Raw genomic sequence first — 23,267 nt, 5'->3', positions numbered from 1 at the left:
CATCGTTGGTGTCGGCGGGGGTGCGACGGGAGGTGGGCCCGCGTCAGCGCTGGGACTGTCCCCGCACCGAGGTGATCGTCAGTCCGCGACGTTTGAGCAGAGCAGCGACGACGCCGTCGCCGACGACTAGCTCCCCTGAATGGGTGCCGTCGTAGACGACTCCGCATCCGCACGAGGGGCTGCGGGCCTGGAGGACCGCATGGGTCGCACCGTGTTCGGCGGCGATGTCGGCGACGGCCTGTGCGCCGGCGACGAACTCCGCGGTGACGTCCTCTCCGTCGATGGTCTCCACTCGGGCGGTCCCGTCGAGCACGTCGTCGCCGTCGCCGTCGACGATCTCGGCGGGCGGGCGCGGTGTCGACATGCCGCCGAGCTGTTCGGCGCAAGCGGGGACCGCACGCCCGGCCCGAACGTCGGCGATGACGGCCTCATCGGGGCGGGCACGACCGTCGTAGCGGCACGGTTGCCCAGCGAGGCACGCGCTGACGAGAGTGACTTCGCCGTCCATGCCTTCGAGCGTACGCCTCGATCACAGCCACGTCTCGTCTCTCGCGTCGGGGATCGCCTCTGACGTCGGAACCCGTCTGGACGCAGGTGACCACGGCCGGCCTTGCTCCCGGTGGCTAAGGTGGGGTCATGACGTCTTCCGACCAGTCGCACGACACCCCAGAACCTGAATCCGGCTCCACCTCGGTGCCGGACTCGACTCCCACCTCGGCGCCGGTGGCGAAGAAGGTCCCGCACGAGCGCACCCACCACGGCCACACCTTCGTCGATGACTACGAATGGATGCGGGAGAAGGAATCGCCCGAGGTCATCGCCCACCTCGAGGCGGAGAACGCGTGGACGGAGGCGCAGACCGCGGAGCTCGCACCCCTGCGCGAGGCGATCTTCACCGAGATCAGGACGCGGATCAAGGAGACCGACATGTCGGTGCCCAGCCGCCGCGGCGGGTACTGGTACTTCACCCGGACGCAGGCCGGTCTCGACTACGGCATCCACGTCCGCGTGCCCGTGGCCGACGAGGCCGACTGGACTCCGCCCGAGGTCGGCGAGGATCCGCTGCCCGGCGAAGAGGTCGTCTTCGACTCGAACGCGGCCGCCCGCGGCACCGACTTCTTCTCCCTCGGCACGTTCTCGCTCACCGACGACGGCCGCTTCCTCCTCTACGGCGTCGACACCACAGGCGACGAGCGCTACGTCCTGCGCATCCGCGACCTGAGCACCGGTGAGGATCTGCCGGACCGGGTCGAGAACACCTTCGCCGGCGCCTCGATCGACCCGGTGGGCCGGTTTGTCTTCTACACGACCGTCGACGACGCGTGGCGACCGGAGAAGGTGTGGCGGCACGCGGTCGGGACTGCCGCGGACGGCGGGGGCGTCGAGGCGAACAACGCTGACGTCTGCATCTTCCATGAACCCGACGAGCGCTTCTTCGTCGGCGCCGGCTTCTCCCGGTCCGGTGACTACCTCTTCATCGTCACCGGATCGAAGACGACGACCGGGTACTGGACCCTGCGCGCAGGCGACCTCGAAGCCGAGCCCGCGGTCGTGTGGCCGCGCGTCGACGGCGTCGAATACTCCGTCGACCACGCGATCATCGCCGGCAGCGACCGCTTCCTCATCACCCACAACCGCGACCGCGCGGACTTCGACGTCGTCGACGTCCCCGCCGCCGACCCCACCGGTGAGGCCGCTGAACCCGCCGATGCCGTCGACGCCCCGGCCGGGACCGGGGCGGACCCGTCCGCGGTCGGCCGGCGCGTGCTCGCCGATGTCTCCGGGCTGCGCATCGAAGAGGTCGACGCGTTCGCCGACTTCGTCGTCGTCAGCTATCGCCGAGGCGGCTTCGCCCGAGTCGGCATCGTCCGTCTCCGTCCGGCCGAGTCCGGCGGTGCGACGGCCGGGTCCGGCGGCCCGGCGTCCGGGTCCAGCGATGCATCCTCTCCGTTCGGTCCGCTCGAGGAGCTGCCCTTCGACCGGGAGACCGGCACGCTCGGCCTCGCCTCGAACCCCGAGTTCGATCAGCCCTCGATCCGCCTGACCTTCACCTCGATGTCGACCCCGGCCGTCGTCTTCCAGCACGAGATCGCCACAGGTGAGGACACCGTCCTCAAACGCCAGCCGGTGCTCGGATCCGTCGACCTCGGTGCTTACGGGGAGACCCTCGTGTGGGCCACTGCCAAGGACGGCACGCGGGTCCCCGTCTCGCTCGTCTACCGCACCGACCTCGTCGACATCGATGCCGACGGGCGACCGGCCGCCTCGGCGCCCCTTGTGCTCTACGGCTACGGATCGTACGAGGTCAGCGTCGATCCGTACTTCTCCGTCGCCCGCCTCTCCCTGCTCGACCGCGGCGTCGTCTACGCGATCGCCCACGTCCGCGGCGGCGGTGAGATGGGCCGGCACTGGTATGACGAGGGCAAGACGACGGCGAAGAGGAACACGTTCACCGACTTCATCGCCGCAGCCCGCCACCTCATCGACACCGGGTGGACGACGCCGGAGAGGCTCGTCGCCACCGGCGGCTCGGCCGGCGGGCTGCTCATGGGCGCGATCGTCAACATGGCACCCGAGCTCTTCGCCGGAGTGAGCGCCCACGTGCCCTTCGTCGACGCGCTCACCTCGATCCTCATGCCCGACCTGCCGCTGACCGTCATCGAATGGGAGGAATGGGGCGATCCCCTCCACGACCCGGAGATCTATGAGTACATGCGCTCGTACTCCCCGTATGAGAACGTCGCCGAGGCGGACCATCCGAAGATCCTCGCCGTGACCTCCCTCAACGACACCCGGGTCCTCTACGTCGAACCCGCGAAATGGGTGCCCCGGCTGCGCGAGGTCGGCGCCGATGCGCTGCTGCGCACCGAGATGGCCGCCGGACACGGCGGGGCCTCGGGACGCTACGACGCGTGGAAGGAGACGGCCTTCGACTTCGCGTGGATGCTCTCCGTGCTGGGACGATCGGACGTCGTCATCACCCCCTGAGCGGACGTGTGGCCGCAGAGGTAACGATCTGTCGACGAAACGTCCCCAAAGCGTGATTTGGGACACCGGCGTCTGGGGTGCCGAATAGAGTTGGTACTATCGCAGTCGTCCGCACCGGATGTCCGCGCTCATCGCTGAGCCGGAGGGTCCGGATGGGACGTCTGACGCCTCGCCCACCGCAGCCGCCGGAGATCACCTCCGTCGACGGCGACGGGCGAGGATGCGCATGGGTTCGTTTCGGTCCGCAGACGCGGGCCGATTTTTTCAAAGGGGAGAAGTATGCGTCTCAAGCAACTGGCCGTCGCCATCGTCGCCGTCGGTTCGATGGTCGCCGTGTCCGCCTGCTCCGGCGGCGGCGACAGCGGAGGGGGAGAGGGAGGCGACTCGTACAAGGTCGGCATCTCCCAGCTCGTGCAGCATCCCGCCCTCGATGCGGCCACCGCCGGGTTCAAGAAGTCCTTCGAGGACGCCGGCGTCACCGTCGAATGGGACGAGAAGAACGCCAACGGCGAGCAGGCCAATGCGACGTCGATCGCGCAGAACTTCGCGAGCTCCGACCTCGACCTCGTCCTCGCCGTCGCGACTCCGGCCGCGCAGGCCGCCGCCCAGGCGATCACCGACAAGCCGGTGCTCTTCACCGCGGTCACCGACCCCGTCGAGGCCGGACTCGTCAAGTCCAACGAAGCCCCAGGCGGCAACGTCACCGGCACCTCCGACCTCAACCCGGTCGCCGACCAGCTCGGACTGGTCAAGGAGGTCAAGCCGGACGCGAAGACCGTCGGCATCGTCTACAGCTCCGGTGAGGTCAACTCGCAGGTCCAGGTCGACCTCGCGAAGGAAGCCGCGAAGGGCATGGGACTCGAGATCAAGGAGGCGACGATCGCGAACTCGGGCGAGCTCGGTCAGGCCGTGGACTCCCTCGGCAAGGTCGACGCCTACTACGTGCCCACCGACAACAACGTCGTCTCCGCTGTGACGACGATGGTCCAGGCCGCGGAGAAGAACCAGGCGCTGCTCGTCGGTTCGGAGGCCGGACAGGTCGAGCAAGGTGCCGCGATCACCCGCGGCATCGACTACACGAAGCTCGGTGAGCAGACCGGCAAGATGGCGCTGAAGATCCTCCAGGACGGGGCCAAGCCCGCCGACCTTCCCGTCGAGACCAGCGACACCCTCGAACTCGTCGTCAACCCGGCGGCGGCGAAGAAGCAGGGTGTCGAGATCCCGCAGAAGCTCGTCGACGAGGCTGACAAAGTCATCGAGTGAGACCACGGCGGACCCGCGGGGCTTCAAGTCTCCGCGGGTCCGCCGGCGTCTTCCGCCGTGCCGTGCGGCGGTGCCGGAACCCCGGCCGACACGGCATCACCACTCGGGGCGGTCCCGGTTCACCTGTCGGCATCCGCCCCTGACGACACGATCGGACAGCAATGTACGGAGCACTGGAGCTCGGGCTCATCTACGCAGCCATGGCCTTGGGCGTCTACCTCACCTTCAAGGTCCTCAACTTCCCCGACCTCACCGTCGACGGAAGCTTCACCACCGGCGGGGCCACCGCGGCCTCCCTCATCATCGCCGGAGTCAACCCGTTCCTCGCCACCCTCGCCGCGATCGGCGCGGGCCTCGTCGCCGGTTTCATCACCGGCCTCCTCCACACCAAGGGCGGCATCGACGGTCTCCTCGCCGGCATCCTCACGATGATCGGCCTGTGGTCGATCAACCTGCGGATCATGGGGGCCGCGAACCTCTCCCTGCTGCGCGAGGACACCGTCTTCACCCCGCTGCGGGAGAACATGTGGCTGGGCACCTGGGTGTCGATCGCGATCCTCATCGCCTTCGTCCTCGTGCTCAAGTTCCTCGTCGACTGGTTCCTCACCACCGACCTCGGACTGGCCATCCAGGCCACCGGCAACAACCGCGAGATGATCCGCAGCCTCGGCGTCAACACTGACAACACGACGATGCTCACGCTCGCCCTGTCCAACGGGCTCGTCGCCCTGTGCGGGGCGCTCATCGCGCAGTACCAGGGCTTCGCCGACATCAGCATGGGCATCGGCCTCATCCTCGTCGGTCTCGCCTCGGTCATCCTCGGGCAGGCGATCTTCGGCAACCGGAACATCTTCATGTCCAGCCTCGGGGCGATCCTCGGATCCGTCATCTACCGGATCATCATCTTCCTCGCCCTGCGGGCCGGACTGAACACCGATGACATGAAGCTGACCACCGCGCTTCTCGTCATCGTCGCCCTCCTTCTGCCGAGGTGGGGCTTCCTCAAGCGGATCCCGTCGTTCGGCTCCCGAGGCAACCGGGCCCCGGCGAAGCTGCCGCCGGGCACCACCGACGATCCGGCCGCCCTCCACGGGGCACCGGCCGGCACCGGCCAGGGCGCAGCGGGCACTGCCTCGACGGTCAAGGAGGGCTGAGCGATGTTGACCATCGACACGATCTCGAAGACGTTCTTCCCCGGCACCGTCAATGAGCGCAAAGCCCTCCAGGGGCTCTCGCTCACCCTCTCCGAATCCAACTTCGTCACCGTCATCGGCTCGAACGGCGCGGGCAAGTCGACCCTGCTCAACACGATCTCCGGGCGCCTGCCCATCGACTCCGGGTCGATCACCATCGACGGCGCCGAGGTGTCGAAGAAGCGCGAATACCACCGTGCCGCCTACCTCGGGCGGGTGTTCCAGGACCCGATGGCCGGCACCGCACCGGACCTGACGATCGAGCAGAACCTCTCACTCGCCCTCAAACGCGGACGTCGGCGCGGGCTGGGACGGGGGACCACCTCGGCGAGGCGGAAGAAGTTCCGCACGGAACTCGAGACGCTCGAACTCGGACTCGAGAACCGGCTGAAGACGAAGGTCGGGCTGCTCTCGGGCGGTCAGCGGCAGGCGTTGAGCCTGCTCATGGCCGGGTTCACGCAGCCGCGGATCCTCCTCCTCGACGAGCACACGGCCGCCCTCGACCCGCAGCGGGCAGCACTGGTGACGGAGCTGACGGAGAAGATCGTCGCCGCCGACGGGCTGACGACGCTCATGGTCACCCACAACATGGAGCAGGCGATCGCGCTGGGCAACCGGCTGATCATGATGCACGAGGGACGCATCATCTACGAAGCCGACGCCGAGGCGAAGAAGACCCTCACCGTCGAGACCCTCCTCGGGGAGTTCTCGAAGCTCAAGGGGGCCTCGCTCGGAGACCGGGCGCTGCTCAACTGAGGGCTGCCCGACAGGGCACGCTGCCCGCCTGAGCACGTTGCGCAGCTGCACGCGCTGCCCGCCTGAGCAGGGCACTGGAACGGCCGGTCCGCGATCTCGCGGACCGGCCGTCTCTCATGCTCAGCGATGCCCCGGATGCGACCGAATACGTCGGCGCGCCTTTGAGAAGCCTCGGCGATGCTGTTAGCCTCACAGACCATGAGCCGGTTCGGATACGCCAAGTCGCACTGTCGTCAACCGGCGACCCCGAAGGCAGTCGATCCGAGCGGCGGGACGTTCTGAGCGTCGCACGCGACCTCCGTCAGACCAGGTGTGCCGGGCCGAGCAGGTGCCCCCGGCAGACCTGGCGCGCAGGTCGGACCAGGTGCGCCGGGCAGCCGTATTCGTCGCCGCCGTCGACCGGTCCGTGACCGCAGCCGCGCAGACCGCACGCGCACAGACCGAACTCGCGCAGACCGCACGCGCACGAACCACGAGAGACCGACGACTGAGAAAGGCCCTTCGTCATGTCCGATGACTCGGCGAACGACACCCCGCACATCTCGGGAAGCGACACCCCGCCCACCATCGCGAACGGCACCCCGCCCACCACCGCGAACGGCACCCCGCCCGAGCACACGACCGCGCGCCGGGCAGCCCGCGACCGGCTCAAGGCCGATGCGAAACGAGTGGGCAGCGATGCGAAACGGGTGGGCAGGGACACCGGCAAACGCCTCGGCGCCCTCGACTATGCGCGTCCCAAGCGCCCCAGCGAGGCCGCCGGCGCGGGCCCCGAGGGCCCGAACACCCAGTACCCGCACGACATCCACCCGATCCTCGTCCCCGGCATCGCCATCGACGAGCAGCGGCGACGCTACTCGCTCGACACAGTGATCTTCGCGATCGCCGGGTCCCTCACGGTGGCGTTCGTCATCTGGGGCATCACCGATCCCGGCAGCGTCGCCTCGGTGGCGAAGACTGCCTTCGACTGGTCGACGCTCAACGTCGGCTGGTTCTTCAACCTCGTCGCCATCGTCGTCCTCGTCTCCCTCCTCATCCTCGCGTTCTCCCCGTACGGGCGGATCCCGCTCGGCAAGGACGGGGAGAAGGCCGAGTTCAGCACCTTCGCGTGGGTGGCAATGCTCTTCGCGGCGGGCATCGGCATCGGCGTCCTCTTCTTCGGCCCCTCCGAACCGCTCACCTACTTCATCACTCCGCCGCCGCTGACGAACGACCCCGAGACGACCGAGGCCCTGCATGGGGCGATGGCCCAGACGTACTATCACTGGGGTTTCCACGCGTGGGCGATGTACGCCCTCGTCGGCGGCGCGATCGCCTACGCCGCCTACCGGCGGGGCCGGTCGCTGCTGCTCTCCTCGATCTTCCGCACCCTCTTCGGCCAGCGCCATTCGGAGGGCTTCGCCGGCAAGCTCGTCGACATCTTCGCGATCGTCGCGACCCTCTTCGGCACCGCCGCAGCCCTCGGGATCGCCGCGATGCAGATCGGCACCGGCGTCTCGATCGTCTCCGGCATCGGCCCGATGACGAACACGATGCTCGTCCTCATCATCTGCGTGCTGACGATCGGCTTCATCATCTCCGCCGTCTCCGGGGTCTCCCGCGGCATCCGCTACCTCTCGTCGATCAACATCGTGCTCACGATCGGCATCGTCGGCCTCGTCCTCTTCCTCGGACCCACCCTGTTCCTGCTCAACCTCCTGCCCTCGGCGCTCATGGAGTACCTCGGTTCGTTCTTCGACCTCATGGGCAGGTCCCTGTCGTGGGGGCAGGAGACGCAGGAGTTCCAGTCGGTGTGGACCGTCTACTACTGGGCGTGGTGGATCTCGTGGTCGCCGTTCGTCGGCACGTTCATCGCCCGCATCTCCCGCGGCCGTTCGATCCGGCAGTTCATCCTCGGCACGATCTTCATCCCCTCGACTCTGCTCTTCGTCGCCTACGGGATCATGGGCGGCACCTCGATCTGGATGTACCGAGAGGGTGCGGCCGGCTTCACCGAGACGATGGCCGCCCCCGAGGTGTTCTTCACCCTCATCGACAACCTGCCCTTCGTCGGGTGGCTGCCGGCGGTGGCGATCGTCGTCCTCGCGATCTTCTTCATCACCTCGGCGGACTCCGCCTCCGTGGTCATGGGCATGCTCACCAGCCGCGGCGATCAGGAGCCCCGGAAGTGGGTCGTCGTGTTCTGGGGTCTGGTCATGTCCGGCATCGCTGTCGTCATGCTCCTCCTCGGCGATGCGAGCGCACTCGAAGGCCTGCAGCAGCTCGTCATCGTCACCGCCGTCCCCTTCGCCCTCGTCATGGTCGTCATCATCGTCGCGTGGGTGAGGGAGCTGCGCACCGATCCGATGGCCCTGCGCCGCAGGTACGCGCAGAACGCCGTCGACAATGCCGTCGTCGTCGGCGCGGAGACCTACGGTGACGACTTCGCCCTCCACGTCGTGCCGACCGAACCCGGCGGCGGGGCGAACGGCGACATCGACTCCGAGGACGAGGTCTACACCGACTGGTACCAGCGCACGGATGAGGACGGCGAACCCGTCGGCTACGACTACGGCACCGGCGAATGGGAGGACGGATGGACTCCGGAGTCGGACGGTGATCCCGCCGAGGCGGCTCCCGGGTCCGTCTCCGATCCCGCCGAGGCGATCGCAGGGTCGGACTCGGGCGCTGAGTCCGGGGATTCCGAGCCCCCGACCGCTGAGTCCGCGCCGACCGGAACGGCGACCTCAGACGTCGACGGCGAGGCGAAATCCCGTGTGACCGAGTGAGGTCTCCGGGGTGACCGCGGTGCGCGCAGAGGTGCGGTACCGCAGACAGTAGGAGGCGTGGCACAGGTGCGAACCGCCGCGCAGGACCGCGCGGTCATCGTCCGGTGCGAAGACCCCGCTCGTCCACTCCCACACGTTGCCCGTCATGGTGTGCAGCCCGAAGCCGTTGGGCGGGTACGCGTCGGCGGGGACGGTGCCGACCGGTTCGGTGGGGGCCTCGGGGAAGTCGCCGACGAAGGTCTTCATCCGCGGCACGCCGCCCGGTTCGCGGACGGCTCCCCACGGGTAGGGCTGCTGGTCGAGTCCGCCGCGGGCGGCGTACTCCCATTCGGCCTCGGTCGGCAGGCGCGCGCCCACCCACGCCGCGTAGGCCTCCGCGTCATGTCGCGTCACATGCGTGACGGGATGGTCGGGGAGTGCGACGATGGGCCCATGTCCGTCCTCATCTCCCGCTTCGGCGCCGGCCCCGCGAGGGTGGAGCCATGTCGCGCCCACGACCTGACGCCACCACGGGGTCGGGGCCACGGCCGGGGACTGCGCACGGACCGCCTCGGCGAGGAGGCCTGCGAAGACGAGCGAGTCACCGAAGACCTCCGCTTCCGTGCGGTGCCCGGTGGAGGCGACGAACACGGCGAACTCGGCGACCGTGACGGTCGTCGCGCCGATCGCGAAGGCGCCGACTTCCACCTCGCGGACGGGACCCTCCTCCGGGTAGGCGAGCGCGTCCTCACTGCCCATCCGGAACACCCCGCCCGACAGTCCGACCATGCGCAGATCGGCCGGCGCGCGCTCAGCGAGGGCGGAGATGAGCTCAGCCTCATCGTCGGTGCCGGTGACGGGGGCACTGCCGGCGGTCGTGGCGACAGATGCGCCGCGTGCACTCGCACCGCCCTGCCGGCCGGCTGCGGAACGGGACGGTTCCCGGCCCGGCACAGCCACCTCGGCGGGGGATTCTTCTCCCACAACACCCACCTCGGCTGGGGTCGGCGTCTGCCGGCCGGACTCGGTCGGCGATGTCCGCGAGGGACCGCAGCATGATCCCATTCCCCACCCCACCCACGTAGACTCCGGCGCGCCCTAAGACGGTCGCGCCCTCCTGCAAGGACGTGACCAGCATATGCAACCCCCGAACATCGTCGTCATCCAAGCCGACCAGATGGCGGCCCAGGCGCTCGGCGCCTATGGTGACGACGCCGCCCTGACCCCGCACATCGACGAACTCGCAGAATCCGGCGCCGTCTTCGACCGCGCCTACTGCACCACACCGCTGTGCGCTCCCTCGCGGGCGTCGATGATGACCGGGCGCCTGCCCTCGGAGATCGACTGCCTCGACAACGGCGACGACTTCGCCGCCTCGGTGCCGACCTTCGCCCACCGGCTGCGGGTCCTCGGCTATCACACGGCCCTCATCGGCCGGATGCACTTCATCGGACCCGACCAGCATCACGGTTTCGAGGAGCGGCTGACGACCGATGTCTACCCGGCCGATCTCGACATGGTCCCCGACTGGCAGCGGCCGCTCCACGACCGGCTCCAGTGGTATCACGAAGCCGACCCGGTCTTCACTGCGGGTGCGGCGAGGGCGAATGTCCAGCAGGACTTCGACGACGAGGTGATCTTCCGGACCCTGCGTCATCTCAATGATCGGAAGCGAGCGAACCAGGCCGCCGGTGGGGACCAGCCGTTCCTCATGGTCACCTCGTTCATCCACCCGCACGACCCGTACGAACCGCCCCGCGAGCACTGGGACCGGTTCGCCGAGGTGGACATCCCCGAACCAGCACACCCCGAGGTGCCCGACATCGCCGCCGACCCGCACACCCACCGGCTGCGGACGATGAGCGGTCTCGACGACCGGCAGCCGACGACCGCGGACGTCCGGAGGGCCCGACGCGCCTACTATGCGGCGGTGGCCTCGATCGACGATCACGTCGGGGCGATCATGGACCGGCTGCGGGATCTCGACCTCGCCGCGAACACCGTCGTCATCGTCACGAGCGATCACGGGGACATGCTCGGGGAGAAGGGGCTGTGGTACAAGATGTCGCCCTATGAGCAGTCCTCCCGTGTCCCGCTCATCATGACCGGTCCCGCCGAGGTGGTCGCCCCCGGCCGGTACGCGAACCCCGTCTCGCTGCTCGACCTTGCGCCGACTCTGCTCGAGATCGCCGGTGCCGGGCAGGCTGCCGCCGGGGACCCGGCGGGCCGGGACCCCGGCGAGGACGAGGGTCTCTCGGGGCTCTCCCTCCTCGAATCGGCCAGGCGCGAGTCGGCGGGCGAGCAGGGGCCCGAGGGTCGGGACATTCTCATCGAGTACTTCGCCGAGGGCACGTACCGCCCGCAGGTGACGATCGTGCGCGGGCCGTTCAAGCTCACCGTGTGCCCGGGCGATCCCGACCTGCTCTTCGACCTCGACGCCGACCCCGACGAGCTGAACAGTCGGGCCGGGGATCCCGCGTATGCGGACGTCGTCGCTCGGCTGCGCGCGGAGATCGAATCCCGCTACGACCTCGGCGGCACCGAGGACCACGTGCTCGCCTCTCAGCGCAGCCGGCGCCTCGTCGCCGACGCCCTCCGGGTCGGACATGTCCGGCACTGGGACTTCGAGCCCACGGTCGACAACGGGTACGTCCGCGGGGACTTCTGGGCGGCGTTCCGATTCGGCAAGATCCCCGACCTGACAGGGTGAGCTCCGGGCTCCGGTGCTCGGCACGAGGAGGACCGAGGCAGTCGCTGAACGCCCGGCGACCGCCTCGGTGCTTATTCACCGAGCATTGGGCGAGTTGTGGATCACACTTCAAGCTTCGAGTGGCAAGATCGGAAGGACAGGAGGGATGTCATGACCAAGTTCGAGTGGACCTCGGAAGTCCCGCTCGCCGCAGAGACCGCATACGATTGGCACGCTCAGCCCGGGGCGCTCACCAGGGTCTCGCCGCACTGGGCGCAGGAGATCGTCCAGGAGAGCTATCCTCCGCTCGCCCCGGGCTCGATCGCCGAGGTCAAAGCCAGCTTGCCCGGCAGCTACGGACTCGTCCGCCGTCCCTTCACCGCCGTTCATTCGGAGGGCCCGTCGCGGTTCTCCTTCGTCGACGAACTCCGCAAGGGACCGCTGAGCCAGTGGAAGCACACCCACGAGTTCACCTCGGAGGCCGGGGGCTCGCAGATCTCCGACACGATCGAGTTCTCGATGACCCCGCAGGGCTTCGAGACGATCGACCGCGGCATCAGCCACTACCTCGAGGCGACGTTCGAGGCCCGTCAGCGCCGCCTGCTCATGGACTTCGCGTTCCTCGAGCGGATGAGCGCGCCGCTGCTGCGGATGGGCAAGGGCAAGCACATCCTCATCGCCGGCGGCAGCGGGCTCGTCGGCCGGCAGGTCGCCGCCCTGTTCTCGACGGCCGGTCACTTCGTCCGGCTGCTCGTGCGCCGGGCGCCGAAGTTCCCGTACGAAGTGCACTGGGATCCCGAGGTCGGGATCCTCAACCCGCAACAGCTTGCGTGGGCGGATGCGGTCGTCCACCTCGGCGGGAAATCGATCGCCACCCGGTTCACGAAGAAGGCGAAGGAGGAGATCCGGTCGTCCCGGATCGACTCGACGACGCTGCTCGCGGAGACGATGTGCGCCCTGCCCGAGGCGAAGCGGCCGGAGGTCTTCGTGTGCGCCTCCGCCGTCGGCGCGTACGGCGCGAACGCCGAGGAGCCGGTCGACGAGTCCGGGCCCTTCGGGGACGGATTCCTCGCCGAACTCTGCCGCGACTGGGAGGCCGCTGCCGCCCGGGTCGAGGACGCCGGCATCCGGTGGGTCTCGATCCGTTCGGGCATCGCCCTGACGACGCTCGGCGGGTTCCTCAAGGTGCAGGCCCCGCTCTACCTCGCCGGGGCCGGCGGGCGGCTGGGCAGCGGGGAGCAGGGCCTGGCCTGGGTCTCCCTCGACGACCTCGCCCGGTCCTACGTCCATGCGGCGCTCACCGACTATGTGCGCGGTCCCGTCAATGCGGTCGGTCCGGAACTCGTCACGCAGAAGGAGTTCGCCGAGGCGCTCGCCTCCCATCTCCACCGTCCGGCCCGGATCCCGACGCCTGGGTTCGTCACCGAACTCGTCCTCGGTCGCGACGGTGCCCGGGAGCTCGCGCTCGCCGACCAGAAAGTCCTGCCGACGAAGCTCGAGGACACCGGATACCAGTTCGCCCACCCGACGCTGAACGACTGCCTCGTCGAGGAGCTCGGCACCGGGGCGTAAGGGGTGGGCTCAGTCTGAGCCCACGGCCTCAGAAGCGCGCTGACGCAAGCGCGGCACCCTCGGTGAGGGCCTGGAGCTTCGCGACGGCGATCTCCGGATGGACCCGTCCGCCGAGACCGCAGTCGGTCGAGGCGACGACGTTGTCAGGACCGACGAGCTTGGCGAAGCGTCCGATGCGCTCGGCGACGAGTTCGGGATGTTCGACGACGTTCGTCGCATGGGAGACGATGCCGGGGATGAGGTGCTTGCCCTCGGGCAGCGTGGTGTCCTCCCAGATCCGCCATTCGTGCTCATGCCGGGCGTTCGCGGCTTCGAAGGTGATGCCCGAGGCGTTGATGTTGAGCACCTGGTCGACGATCTCGGCGAACGGCAGGTCGGTCACGTGGGGTCCGTGCCAGGATCCCCAACAGGTGTGGACGCGGACCTGAGCGGGGTCGATGCCGCGCAGGGCGTGGTTGAGGGCGTCGATGCGGATCTGGGTGAAGGCCCGGTAGTCGGTGAAGCTGGGTGCGGGATTGATCTGGTCGAAGTTCTCCGCAAGCGAGGGGTCGTCGATCTGGACGGTCAGCCCCGCCTCGGTGATCGCGAGGTACTCCTCGCGCAGGACATCGGCCCACGCCCACATGAACTCCTCCTCGGTGGCGTAGTGCTCGTTCGCGATGCGCGAGGCCGAACCGGGGGAGAGGGAGTTGATGTAGCCGTCGGACTCGTCGTAGCCGGCTGCCGTCAGTCCGGCCTTGAGATTGGCGATGTCGCGGGCGACCTGATCGTGGCCGATGTAGCTGATCGGGCCGGTGGCCTTGGGGAACTGGGGCTGGGTGCCGGTGTCCGTGCCGGCGTTCTCATCGGCGTAGACCCCCGCGAAGAGGTTGCGGTCACGCCGGTCGCCGAAGCTGGTGAGGCGGATCGCGCCGGGTGCCGAGCGCACGGGCGGGGCGTCCCATTTGTCGACCTCGTCGAGTTCGAGACCGTCGGTGCGGGCGAACGAGTAGTGCCACCACGCGCCGTAGTCGAAGTCCGCGGCCATCGCATGTCCGTATTCGCCGTCGTTCGGGATCGAGATCCCGAGGTCGCGCTGGCGCTGCACAAGGTCGACGACGCTTGCGGTGAGGAGCTCGTCGTAGTGCTGGGCGTCGGCATCGGTCACGGTCTGACCCGCGAGACGGGCGGTGTTCTGGGCCTGCTTGGCCTTGTTCGCCTCGAGCAGCTCGGGTGTGCGGGGAAGAGAGCCTGCGTGCGAGGTGCGGATCGTGGTCATGGAGGGATTCCTTCTCTCGGTCGGTTCCCGGGTGCGGTCGGTGGAACGGGGTGATCAGCCGTGCTGGGTGGTCTGCTGCGCCGGGTGGTCGGCACTGTGCGATCGGCGGTACCGGACGGTCAGTTGCACCGGGTGGTCGGTCTCAGGCAATCACACGTCAGCTGGCGGGCAGGCCCTCGTCGTCATCGGGGGTCACGGTCTGGTGAGGAGGGCCGGACCGGGCGGGTCCTGCCCGTGGATCTCTGTGCGAGGCTCTGGATGCGGCTGCGGAAATCAGGCTGCGGCGGGGAAAGTCCGCTGTCGACCGCGTGGAGTCCCCACCGAACGCATAGAGTGAGGCCATGAGCGATCAGCGCCCGTACGACACTCAGCCCGGCGGTCCGTGGAGTCAGCCCGACGGCGGCTGGAATCAGCCCGCTGCCGGTCCGGCTCAACCCACCGTGGATTCCGGCCGGTGGAGCCAACCGGCCGGTTACCCGCAGCCGCAGATCGCCGCGCCCGGTCCGGCGGTTTCGGTGGCCTCCGATGTCGGGGCGGTGCAGCCGAACACTCCCGGGTGGCTCTCGCGCTTCCTCCTGTGGGGAGGGATCATCGTCCTCAGCCTGCCGTCGCTCATCGTCATGCCGATCCTCATGAGCACGTCGGCCTTCGAGTACATGTCTGTGTACTCGTTCATCGGTGTGTTCGCGGGGATCCTGGCCCTTCTTCTCGCCGCGGCAGCCTTCGTCTTCGCCCGGAACACGAACTGGGCCCGACGACTGATCGGCGGTGGGATCTACGTCTTCGCCGGCATCATCTCCATGGTCGTTTCGCCGCTGCTCTCGAGGCTCCTCAGTGAGGCGACCTATCGGTACGACTCGGGTGTGTGGCTGACCTCGCTGGTCTTCGGACTGTTCTCCGCGATCATCCTCGCATCGAAGCTGGTGGGCTGGTGTATCGCGCGGAATCGGCGTTGGTGGGTCCTGCTCGTGGCGGCTGGCTGTGGCCTCGTCGTCCCGATGGTCTCTTCGCTCGGTCAGATGGTCGTCTTCACCTCGGGAGCACCGTTTTGGTTGGGTTCCGGGCTGATCCAGGGGATATCCCTGGTTCTCATCTTCGGTGCGCTGGGGCTGCTGCACCTCCTCGGCGGTCTCCGCGGTGGATCGGTTCCCGTCGTCACTCAGCCGACGTTCGGCGAATCACGGCAGGTCCGAAGTGCACAGGGGGTGCAGGCTGGTCCTGGACTCGGCAATCCGCAGGCCTACGGCCCCGTGGACCACCCGTATGAGCAGCAGCCTTTCGGCGCTCAACCACCGAACAGTCAGCCCGGCTCCGCGCAGGCCCACTACGGCGGCAGCCAGCCGGTCGCCTCTCAGCCCGGATACGCGCCGCCGCAGCACGGCAACTCCCAGTCGCCTGCCCGCAGATCCGAACAGTTCCGTCCTCCGCAGGACTCCGGACAGAAGGGTTCACACTCCACGCAGGCTGCGCCCTCCGATTTCCAACCCCCGCGCCGCCCTCGCCACTGACCGGGGTTTTCACTGACTGGCCGATGTCGCACGTCTCCGGCGTGCTCCGTTGTCACACTCAGTTTCGCCACTGCTACCGTAGTGACCATCGATGAAGCCAGCTGTGTGCGCCGGATATCAGCAAAGTTCTGTGAGGAGATGACCTATGAGAGATCGGATCGTCGGACTGGTCTGCGGAGTCGTCGGGGCGGCAGTCATCGGAATCGGCGCTTTCTGGATGTCGATCCCAGCGCTCATCCTCGCTGCCGTTCTCGCCGTCCTGCCGATCGCTCTCTACGTCCGCGGCAATGATGACGCCAGTCCTCAGCGCCCGTGGCATCGCCGGGTCGTCGCCGTGCTCATCGGTGCCGCCGCGGTGGCCGCGGTCGTCTCCGCGCTCCGGATCGCGCCTTTGTGGCCCGCGGTCTTCATCCTCATGGGCGCCGGCTACTACGGCCTCGGTATCCTGCTGCTCGGCAAGCAACGAGTCGTGACGCCGCGACGGTCATCCGGGCAAGGTCGCGTCTGACGACAGAGAAGCCGACACCACAAACGACCGAGCCCCGCGATCCGACGGATCTGCGGGGCTCTATGCCGAGTGGGCGAGATGTCAGCCGAAGTGCTTCGGCAGGGTCTCCTCATGGGCGGTGCGCAGCTCGTCGAGGCCGATCGAGAAGTGATCGACGACCTCGAGCTCGGGTGAACCGTCGCCCGTGTCGGTCATGCCAATGCGGATGAACGGGAAGTTCCGCGCCGTGCACATGTCCTTGAACCGGACCTCCTCCGACCGCGGCACCGCGACGATCGCGCGCGCCGTCGATTCGGAGAACAGCGCGGTGAACACGTCGATGCCGTCGCGTTCGCACAGTTCGTCGAGCCAGATGCGGGCGCCCGTGCCGAAGCGCAGGCTCGCCTCGACGAGGGCCTGCGAGAGACCGCCTTCGGAGAGGTCGTGGGCGGCGTCGACCATGCCGTCGCGCGAGGAGTTGATGAGGATCTCCGCGAGCTCCCGCTCCGTCTCCGGACGGTACTTCGGGGGCACCCCGCCGAGGTGGCCCGCCGTGACGTCGGCCCACGCCGAACCGTCGAGCTCGTCCTCCGTGGTGCCGAGCAGGTAGATCGTCTGACCCGGCTCCGTCCAACCGGCCGGGGTGCGGCGGGCGACATCGTCGAAGACGCCGAGCACACCGACGACCGGGGTCGGGTGGATCGCCACGCCGCCCGTCTGGTTGTACAGGGACACGTTGCCGCCCGTCACGGGGATGCCGAGGTCCTGACACGCCTCGGCTAGGCCCTCGACGGCAGCGGCGAACTGCCACATGATTTCCGGGTCCTCGGGGGAGCCGAAGTTGAGGCAGTCGGTGACCGCGCGCGGGATCGCGCCGGCCGTGGCGACGTTGCGGTACGCCTCGGCGAGCGCCAGCTGTGCACCCCGGGCGGGGTCGAGGTAGCCGTAGCGGCCGTTGGCGTCGGTGGCGATGGCCACGCCGAGGCCGGTCTCCTCGTCGACGCGGATGACGCCGGCGTCGTCGGGGAACGCCTGAGCGGTGTTGCCCTGGACGTAGCGGTCGTACTGGTCGGTGATCCAGTCCTTCGCCGCGAGGTTCGGCGAGGCGGCGAGCTCGACCATCGTCGCCTTGAGCTCCTCATCGGTGGCCGGGCGCTTGAGGTCGGCGGCCTTGACGGTGTTCGCGGCCACCTCGGCGGTCCATGAGGGTTCGGCCATCGGACGCTGATAGACGGGACCGTCGTGGGCGACCGAACGCGGGGGCACGTCGACGATGACGTCGCCGTGCCATTCGATGATGAGGCGACCGGTGTCCGTGACCTCGCCGAGGACGGAGGTCTCGACGTCCCACTTGTCGACGATGGACATGAACTCCTCGAGACGGTCGGGGCGGACGACGGCCATCATCCGCTCCTGCGACTCGGACATGAGGATCTCCTCGGGCGTGAGCGTGTCATCGCGCAGGAGCACGTCGTCGAGGGCGATGTGCATGCCGCCGTCGCCGTTCGAGGCGAGCTCCGAGGTCGCGCAGCTGATGCCTGCGGCACCGAGGTCCTGGATGCCTTCGACGACGCCGGCACCGAAGAGCTCGAGGCAGCATTCGATGAGCACCTTCTCCGCGAACGGGTCGCCGACCTGGACGGCGGGACGCTTCGAGGGCTTCGTGTCGTCGAAGGACTCGGAGGCGAGGATCGAGGCCCCGCCGATGCCGTCGCCGCCGGTGCGCGCACCGAAGAGGACGACCTTGTTGCCCTTGCCCGAGGCGTTGGCCAGGCGGATGTCCTCATGCCGGAGGACACCGACGGCAAGCGCGTTGACCAGGGGGTTTCCCTGATAGACGGAGTCGAAGACGGTTTCGCCGCCGATGTTGGGCAGGCCCAGGGAGTTGCCGTACTGGCTGATGCCCGAGACGACGCCGTGGACGACGCGGGAGGTGTCGGGGTGGTCGACGGCGCCGAAGCGCAGCTGGTCCATCACGGCCACGGGGCGCGCGCCCATCGAGATGATGTCGCGGACGATGCCGCCCACACCGGTCGCCGCACCCTGGTGGGGTTCGACGTAGCTCGGGTGGTTGTGGGACTCGACCTTGAAGGTCACCGCCCAGCCGTCGCCGATGTCGACGACGCCGGCGTTCTCGCCGATGCCGACGAGCAGGTACTTCTTCATCTCATCGGTGACGTAGTCGCCGAACTTCGACAGGTGCACCTTGGAGGACTTGTACGAGCAGTGCTCGGACCACATGACGGAGTACATCGCCAATTCCGCCGAGGTGGGGCGCCGTCCCAGGATCTCCCTGATCCGGGCGTATTCGTCGGCTTTGAGACCGAGTTCGGCAAACGGCTGGTCGACATCGGGGTTCGCGGTGGCGAACTCGACCGTCTCCTTGACCTTCTTCGAGGTCTGATCGACCTCCTGGACATCGTCCGCGCGAGCAGACTCGGATTTCGCGGAGATGAGGTTTTCAGACATGTCCTCTGGGTGGCCCTTTCCTACGACACGGAGCTCGGGGTCCATCTTATCCGGGCGGGGCAACGCCGCGCGCCCTCGCCCCTGGCGCAGGCCGCGCAGTCGGTCGGGCCGGATCCGACCGAGCCGGGAGCAGGGTCCATGTGAGCTGGGACGGAGGTCCGCCTCGGCGAGGTGGGGCCGTCGTCGAGGTCTGCGTTTAGTGTTGGGAACGGTCGGCAAATTAGACTGGGGGCCATGGCAACTCCCAAGATCGTCCTGTTCTACGTCTTCACTCCGCTGCCTGATCCCGAAGCGATTCGGCTGTGGCAGCACACGCTCGCCGAGAGCCTCGGGCTCACCGGCCGCGTCATCGTGTCCAAGGACGGCATCAACGCGACCCTCGGCGGAGACATCCGCGAGGTCAAGGCGTACGTGCGGGCGACGAAGTCCTACGCGCCGTTCCGGGGAGCCGACATCAAATGGTCGAACGGGCAGGGCGATGACTTCCCGCGGCTGAGCGTCAAGGTCCGCCCCGAACTCGTCACCTTCGGCACCGACGACGAGATCACGGTCACCGCCGACGGCGTCCAAGGCGGGGGAGTCCACCTCAAGCCGGGTGCCCTGCACAAGCTCATGGACGAACGCGACGACGTCGTCTTCTTCGACGGCCGCAATGCGATGGAGGCCCAGATCGGGAAGTTCCGGGACGCGATCGTCCCGGACACGGACACGACGCGCGACTTCATCGCCGAGATCGAGTCCGGCAAGTACGACGACCTCAAGGACAAGCCCGTCGTCACGTACTGCACCGGCGGCATCCGCTGCGAAGTGCTCTCCGTGCTCATGAAGAACCGCGGCTTCTCCGAGGTCTACCAGCTCGACGGCGGCATCGTCCGCTACGGCGAGACCTTCGGCAACACCGGCTACTGGGACGGCTCCCTCTACGTCTTCGACAAGCGCATGCACGTCGAGTTCGGCGAGGGCGCCGAATCGATCGGCCACTGCATCTCCTGCGGGACCGCCACCCCCGAGTTCGTCAACTGCGCGAACCTCGAATGCCGGAAGCAGTACCTCCGGTGTGCCGAGTGCACGGCTGCCGGGCTCCAGCCCGCATGCCTCGAGTCCACTGAGCAGCCCGTCCTCGCCGAGGCGGCCGCCGGCTGATCATGCCGCCGCCGGCAGGTCTCGCGGCCACCGGCTGATCAGGCTGCCGCCCTCTCGTCGCTCAAACCCCACCGATCGGTCTCGTCCTTCCTAGCCGCGCGTGCCCGTCCGGGCCAGGAGCCGCGCGCCGAGACGATGAGGACGGCGCCGATCTGGAGGACGACACCGTAGCGGACCACCTCGGCGAAGCCGACGGTCGGCAGCATCGCGATGAGGAAGCAGAGAAGGAGGCCGGCCGCGAGTTTGCCGACCCAGCGCCACAGCGGACCGATGATGAGCAGGGTGCCGAGTGCCGCCTCGGCGATCGTCGCGACCACCCCGGCGGCGGTGACGACTGGACTCGGTGCCCACGGCAGCAGCACCCCGACATAGGCGAGGAACTGAGGCCACGATCCCCATGAGACTCCGGGGGCGCCGGGCGCTCCGAGGAGTCCGAAGCGATCGGCGACCGAGAGCAGCAGTTCGATCCCGATGACCGCGCCCAGGAGGCGCCCGGTCACCCACCGTGCCCACCGACTGCGGGTCAGTGCTGCCACGCCCGCGATGACGGTGAGCGCGGTGAGGGCCGTGACGATCGGGCCGACCGTCACGCCCTGCAGCACGCCGACGCCGGCGACGATGACGCCGAGTGCGGTCCAGATGAGACCGCCGATGAGGCGATACCTGTCCATGTGCTCCATGTTCACTCCCGTACTTCGTGGCCTGGCGGCTGGCGTTGCGACGTCCGGCCCAGTGCCCGGAAACCGGGCTGGTGACCGGCGACCGGACTGGTGCCCACGGTCCGAGCCGTCGCTCGGCGTTCGAATGGTAAGGTAGTTGACTGATTTCAGGATAGGAGGCCCGAACGAAATGGTCAAGGACTTTACCAATCCTCTGCGGGAGCGACCGCTGCCGCTCGGTTCGCTGCTCTCGTCGACGGCGCAGCACCTCCTCGGCGGCCTCGATGATGCCCTCGCGCGGGCGGGACTGGCGGGGATCCGGTCAGCGCATGCGCCGCTGTTCCTCGTCATCGACCCCGAGGGAACGAGGTCCTCCGAGCTCGCCAAACGCGCGGGCATGACGAAGCAGGCGATGGGGGAGCAGGTCCGTCATCTCGAGAAGCTCGGCTACGTCGAGGTCGTCCCCGACCCCACTGACGGGCGCGCCCGGCTCGTGCGACTGACGGATTCCGGGTGGAAAGGGGTCGAGATCGCCGAGTCGGTGATCACCCGCTTCGACGCGTGGCTCGAAGACCGCCTCGGCGCCGACGCGGTGACCGAGCTGCGGACGACCCTCGGGCAGATCCTTGTCAGCGAGCCGGCCGAATGGGATGCGGGGCCGGCGCGGAACGAGGCCGCCGGGGAATCGCCGACAGAGGGGAAGCAGGCCCCGGGCGACACGTGAGTGCGGCGACCGGTGTGGGCAGTGGCCGGTGGGTAGGGCGACCGGGACAATCGGTGACCAGTGGGTGCGCAGTCGCAGATGACTACCGCCGAAGCCCGATCAGTGCCGGACATCCAGTGTCAGCGCGTCATCGGCGCAGCAGACTCTTCGCGGCTGCGCGCACATCGGTCCAACGGAAGTCGAACCCTGCGGCGTCGAGCCGTTCCGGCAGCACCCACCTGCTCTTGAGCACGAGCTCCGACTCCTGCCGGAGGACGAACATGCCGGTCTCGAGCAGCCACCTCGGCGCCGGAATGCCGATCGGCATCCGTACGGCTCGACGCAGTGCGGCCATGAGGGTCGCATTGTCCGAGACCCCGGGGCTGGCGAGGTTGACGGGTCCGGTGATCTCCGGATGCGTGTCGATGAACCGAACCGCGCGGACGAGGTCGTCGATGTGGATCCAGCTGAATCGCTGGCGACCGTGGGTCGGGGCATGACCGTGCCAGACAGTCGGTCCTGTCGGGGCCGGGCCGATGCCCCTGTATCGACGGTGTCCGAACCATCGTCCTTCGAGCTGCGGGCCGCCCGCGCCGAAGCGAGCGGCCATCGCGAGCATGTTGAGAGCGGCCCCGTCGCCGAGCACGATCGCCATGCGGGCGGCGACTCGACGCGTGCGCGGCAGCTCACCGCGGAAGAACTCGCGTTCCCAACCCGTGGCCACATCGACGGAGAAGCCCTCGCCGATCTCGCCGGTCGACTCGGTCTGGGGGCGGTCGGTCGCATGCCGGTAGATCGTCGCCGTGCTCGCGTTGATCCACAGCCGAGGAGGCGCCGAGGCGGCGGAGACTGCCTCGTGGAGTGCTCGGGTCGTGAGGATGCGGGAGTCCCAGATCTCCTGCCGGTTCCGATCGGTGTACCGACATCCGACGCTGCGTCCGGCGAGGTTGATGAGCAGATCGGCGCCGTCGATTGCGGCTTTGATGCCTTTCGGGTCGTCCCATCCGGTATCGGCGGAGGTGCCTCTACCGATCGTGCGCACCCGGTAGCCCCACTCCTGAAGCGGGCCGATGAGTGAGCGGCCGACGAACCCGGAGGCGCCGGCGATGACGGCGAGGGGAGAGTGGACCAGTGGTTCCGGTGAGTCGCTCATGGGGCCACGCTAGCGTGAGGTCACCGGGATCTTCTGCTGCACAGTGGAACCGGACTCGTGCGTCTCGACCCGTGGTTCGCTGGACCGGCAGACCGCTCCGAGTTCGGGGTCTCGCCCGGGTGTTCCGAGCCGACGGATTCGGTTCTTCTTAAGGGGACCGTTCGGGCCCTCCAGCGCGTGTGGTGGTTGTCACGGTGTTCTGGTTGGTTTCCGGGTTGCGTGTGGGGGTTCGGGTGGTCTAGAGTTATATCTCGTTCGCCTCACCGGGAACACCACGACAAAGGGGTGTTTCCACCGGGTGTCACCAGCACAAACAGTGTTTGTACGGGGACGGTTTCCGGGAGTGTGGTTCGGGTGAACGCAATCCTGTGGATGCCCCCACCGAGTGCATGGCTTCTGGTTGTGTGTGGTGTGGGTGTGTGTTTGTGGTTTGAGAATCCAATAGCGTGTTTGTTTGAACAATGTGATGCCAGAAATTTTTTCTGGTAAGACAACCAAAAATCCATGACCCTTGGTGGTTGTGGTGGGGTCGCTGTCCACCCCCGTGGATGGTGACTGTCTTGCCGGGATCATCGAAATATTTTTTATGGAGAGTTTGATCCTGGCTCAGGACGAACGCTGGCTGCGTGCTTAACACATGCAAGTCGAACGCTGAAGCCCCAGCTTGCTGGGGTGGATG

17 protein-coding genes and 1 rRNA gene are annotated in these 23,267 nt (G+C 68.1%); 12 read left to right on the top strand and 6 right to left on the bottom strand.

Going from position 1 to position 23,267, the window contains the following annotated elements:
- Positions 1-43: 43 nt before the first annotated feature.
- On the bottom strand, positions 44-508 hold the full coding sequence (locus AACX88_RS16465) for a 2-thiouracil desulfurase family protein (RefSeq protein WP_339393950.1): 465 nt from the start codon (positions 506-508) through the stop codon (positions 44-46).
- A gap of 128 nt (positions 509-636) precedes the next feature.
- Here AACX88_RS16465 and AACX88_RS16460 point away from each other — a divergent pair, with 128 nt between their 5' ends.
- The 5 genes from AACX88_RS16460 (at position 637) to AACX88_RS16440 (ending at position 8,968) form a co-directional block, all read left to right on the top strand.
- Positions 637-2,988: a S9 family peptidase gene (locus AACX88_RS16460; protein ID WP_339393949.1), complete on the top strand. Its 2,352-nt coding sequence runs from the start codon at positions 637-639 to the stop codon at positions 2,986-2,988.
- A 279-nt stretch (positions 2,989-3,267) separates the two neighbouring features.
- The gene (locus AACX88_RS16455) at positions 3,268-4,251 is read left to right on the top strand and encodes an ABC transporter substrate-binding protein (RefSeq protein WP_339393948.1); all 984 of its coding nucleotides are present in this window, start codon (positions 3,268-3,270) and stop codon (positions 4,249-4,251) included.
- A 161-nt stretch (positions 4,252-4,412) separates the two neighbouring features.
- Positions 4,413-5,405 carry an ABC transporter permease gene (locus AACX88_RS16450; RefSeq protein ID WP_339393947.1) on the top strand — a complete coding sequence of 331 codons (993 nt, stop codon included), beginning with the start codon at positions 4,413-4,415 and terminating at the stop codon, positions 5,403-5,405.
- Between the two features lie 3 nt (positions 5,406-5,408).
- The gene (locus AACX88_RS16445; protein ID WP_339393945.1) at positions 5,409-6,200 is read left to right on the top strand and encodes an ABC transporter ATP-binding protein; all 792 of its coding nucleotides are present in this window, start codon (positions 5,409-5,411) and stop codon (positions 6,198-6,200) included.
- A gap of 506 nt (positions 6,201-6,706) precedes the next feature.
- The gene (locus tag AACX88_RS16440) at positions 6,707-8,968 is read left to right on the top strand and encodes a BCCT family transporter (RefSeq protein ID WP_339393943.1); all 2,262 of its coding nucleotides are present in this window, start codon (positions 6,707-6,709) and stop codon (positions 8,966-8,968) included.
- On the opposite strand, the gene AACX88_RS16435 is transcribed toward AACX88_RS16440, so the two are convergent.
- Positions 8,927-9,931, bottom strand: coding sequence for a formylglycine-generating enzyme family protein (locus AACX88_RS16435; protein WP_339393942.1), 1,005 nt, complete (start codon positions 9,929-9,931; stop codon positions 8,927-8,929). The two genes, AACX88_RS16440 and AACX88_RS16435, sit on opposite strands and share 42 nt — an antisense overlap.
- 154 nt (positions 9,932-10,085) lie before the next feature.
- On the opposite strand from AACX88_RS16435, the gene betC reads away from it, so the two are divergent.
- On the top strand, positions 10,086-11,657 hold the full coding sequence (gene betC / locus AACX88_RS16430) for a choline-sulfatase (RefSeq protein WP_339393941.1): 1,572 nt from the start codon (positions 10,086-10,088) through the stop codon (positions 11,655-11,657).
- Between the two features lie 150 nt (positions 11,658-11,807).
- A complete protein-coding gene (locus tag AACX88_RS16425) occupies positions 11,808-13,208 on the top strand; it encodes a TIGR01777 family oxidoreductase (protein WP_339393940.1) in 1,401 nt (466 codons plus the stop codon).
- Positions 13,209-13,236: 28 nt separating this feature from the next.
- On the opposite strand, the gene AACX88_RS16420 is transcribed toward AACX88_RS16425, so the two are convergent.
- Positions 13,237-14,466 carry a cobalamin-independent methionine synthase II family protein gene (locus tag AACX88_RS16420; RefSeq protein ID WP_339393939.1) on the bottom strand — a complete coding sequence of 410 codons (1,230 nt, stop codon included), beginning with the start codon at positions 14,464-14,466 and terminating at the stop codon, positions 13,237-13,239.
- 341 nt (positions 14,467-14,807) lie between these two features.
- On the opposite strand from AACX88_RS16420, the gene AACX88_RS16415 reads away from it, so the two are divergent.
- Both AACX88_RS16415 and AACX88_RS16410 read left to right on the top strand, forming a co-directional pair.
- Positions 14,808-15,974, top strand: a complete 1,167-nt coding sequence (locus AACX88_RS16415) for a hypothetical protein (RefSeq protein WP_339393938.1) — start codon at positions 14,808-14,810, stop codon at positions 15,972-15,974.
- Between the two features lie 145 nt (positions 15,975-16,119).
- A complete protein-coding gene (locus AACX88_RS16410; protein WP_339393937.1) occupies positions 16,120-16,482 on the top strand; it encodes a hypothetical protein in 363 nt (120 codons plus the stop codon).
- Between the two features lie 81 nt (positions 16,483-16,563).
- On the opposite strand, the gene purL is transcribed toward AACX88_RS16410, so the two are convergent.
- Entirely contained in the window at positions 16,564-18,930 is a 2,367-nt protein-coding gene (purL, locus tag AACX88_RS16405) for a phosphoribosylformylglycinamidine synthase subunit PurL (protein WP_339393936.1), read from the bottom strand.
- 234 nt (positions 18,931-19,164) lie between these two features.
- Here purL and trhO point away from each other — a divergent pair, with 234 nt between their 5' ends.
- Positions 19,165-20,073 (top strand): oxygen-dependent tRNA uridine(34) hydroxylase TrhO, encoded by a 909-nt coding sequence (trhO, locus tag AACX88_RS16400; protein WP_339393935.1) that lies wholly within the window; start codon positions 19,165-19,167, stop codon positions 20,071-20,073.
- Positions 20,074-20,111: 38 nt separating this feature from the next.
- On the opposite strand, the gene AACX88_RS16395 is transcribed toward trhO, so the two are convergent.
- Complete coding sequence (locus tag AACX88_RS16395; protein ID WP_339393934.1) at positions 20,112-20,744, bottom strand: hypothetical protein; 633 nt, start codon at positions 20,742-20,744, stop codon at positions 20,112-20,114.
- Between the two features lie 178 nt (positions 20,745-20,922).
- Between AACX88_RS16395 and AACX88_RS16390 the strand changes: the two genes are divergently transcribed.
- Positions 20,923-21,456, top strand: coding sequence for a MarR family winged helix-turn-helix transcriptional regulator (locus AACX88_RS16390; protein WP_339393933.1), 534 nt, complete (start codon positions 20,923-20,925; stop codon positions 21,454-21,456).
- 127 nt (positions 21,457-21,583) lie between these two features.
- On the opposite strand, the gene AACX88_RS16385 is transcribed toward AACX88_RS16390, so the two are convergent.
- Positions 21,584-22,588 (bottom strand): epimerase, encoded by a 1,005-nt coding sequence (locus AACX88_RS16385; RefSeq protein ID WP_339393932.1) that lies wholly within the window; start codon positions 22,586-22,588, stop codon positions 21,584-21,586.
- Between the two features lie 583 nt (positions 22,589-23,171).
- On the opposite strand from AACX88_RS16385, the gene AACX88_RS16380 reads away from it, so the two are divergent.
- Positions 23,172-23,267 (top strand): 16S ribosomal RNA (locus AACX88_RS16380); the annotation flags it as partial.

The organism is Brevibacterium metallidurans, assembly GCF_037101285.1.
Classification (GTDB): domain Bacteria; phylum Actinomycetota; class Actinomycetes; order Actinomycetales; family Brevibacteriaceae; genus Brevibacterium; species Brevibacterium metallidurans.
Note: the sequence above shows the minus strand (reverse complement) of the source record. Positions and strands in the feature narration are given on the sequence as shown.

What these genes read in the sequence shown, in the direction of transcription:
- AACX88_RS16465 (WP_339393950.1), bottom strand. Translation starts at nt 508, where the DNA reads ATGGACGGCGAAGTCACTCTCGTCAGCGCGTGCCTCGCTGGGCAACCG.
- AACX88_RS16460 (WP_339393949.1), top strand. Translation starts at nt 637, where the DNA reads ATGACGTCTTCCGACCAGTCGCACGACACCCCAGAACCTGAATCCGGC.
- AACX88_RS16455 (WP_339393948.1), top strand. Translation starts at nt 3,268, where the DNA reads ATGCGTCTCAAGCAACTGGCCGTCGCCATCGTCGCCGTCGGTTCGATG.
- AACX88_RS16450 (WP_339393947.1), top strand. Translation starts at nt 4,413, where the DNA reads ATGTACGGAGCACTGGAGCTCGGGCTCATCTACGCAGCCATGGCCTTG.
- AACX88_RS16445 (WP_339393945.1), top strand. Translation starts at nt 5,409, where the DNA reads ATGTTGACCATCGACACGATCTCGAAGACGTTCTTCCCCGGCACCGTC.
- AACX88_RS16440 (WP_339393943.1), top strand. Translation starts at nt 6,707, where the DNA reads ATGTCCGATGACTCGGCGAACGACACCCCGCACATCTCGGGAAGCGAC.
- betC (WP_339393941.1), top strand. Translation starts at nt 10,086, where the DNA reads ATGCAACCCCCGAACATCGTCGTCATCCAAGCCGACCAGATGGCGGCC.
- AACX88_RS16425 (WP_339393940.1), top strand. Translation starts at nt 11,808, where the DNA reads ATGACCAAGTTCGAGTGGACCTCGGAAGTCCCGCTCGCCGCAGAGACC.
- AACX88_RS16420 (WP_339393939.1), bottom strand. Translation starts at nt 14,466, where the DNA reads ATGACCACGATCCGCACCTCGCACGCAGGCTCTCTTCCCCGCACACCC.
- AACX88_RS16415 (WP_339393938.1), top strand. Translation starts at nt 14,808, where the DNA reads ATGAGCGATCAGCGCCCGTACGACACTCAGCCCGGCGGTCCGTGGAGT.
- AACX88_RS16410 (WP_339393937.1), top strand. Translation starts at nt 16,120, where the DNA reads ATGAGAGATCGGATCGTCGGACTGGTCTGCGGAGTCGTCGGGGCGGCA.
- purL (WP_339393936.1), bottom strand. Translation starts at nt 18,930, where the DNA reads ATGTCTGAAAACCTCATCTCCGCGAAATCCGAGTCTGCTCGCGCGGAC.
- trhO (WP_339393935.1), top strand. Translation starts at nt 19,165, where the DNA reads ATGGCAACTCCCAAGATCGTCCTGTTCTACGTCTTCACTCCGCTGCCT.
- AACX88_RS16395 (WP_339393934.1), bottom strand. Translation starts at nt 20,744, where the DNA reads ATGGACAGGTATCGCCTCATCGGCGGTCTCATCTGGACCGCACTCGGC.
- AACX88_RS16390 (WP_339393933.1), top strand. Translation starts at nt 20,923, where the DNA reads ATGGTCAAGGACTTTACCAATCCTCTGCGGGAGCGACCGCTGCCGCTC.
- AACX88_RS16385 (WP_339393932.1), bottom strand. Translation starts at nt 22,588, where the DNA reads ATGAGCGACTCACCGGAACCACTGGTCCACTCTCCCCTCGCCGTCATC.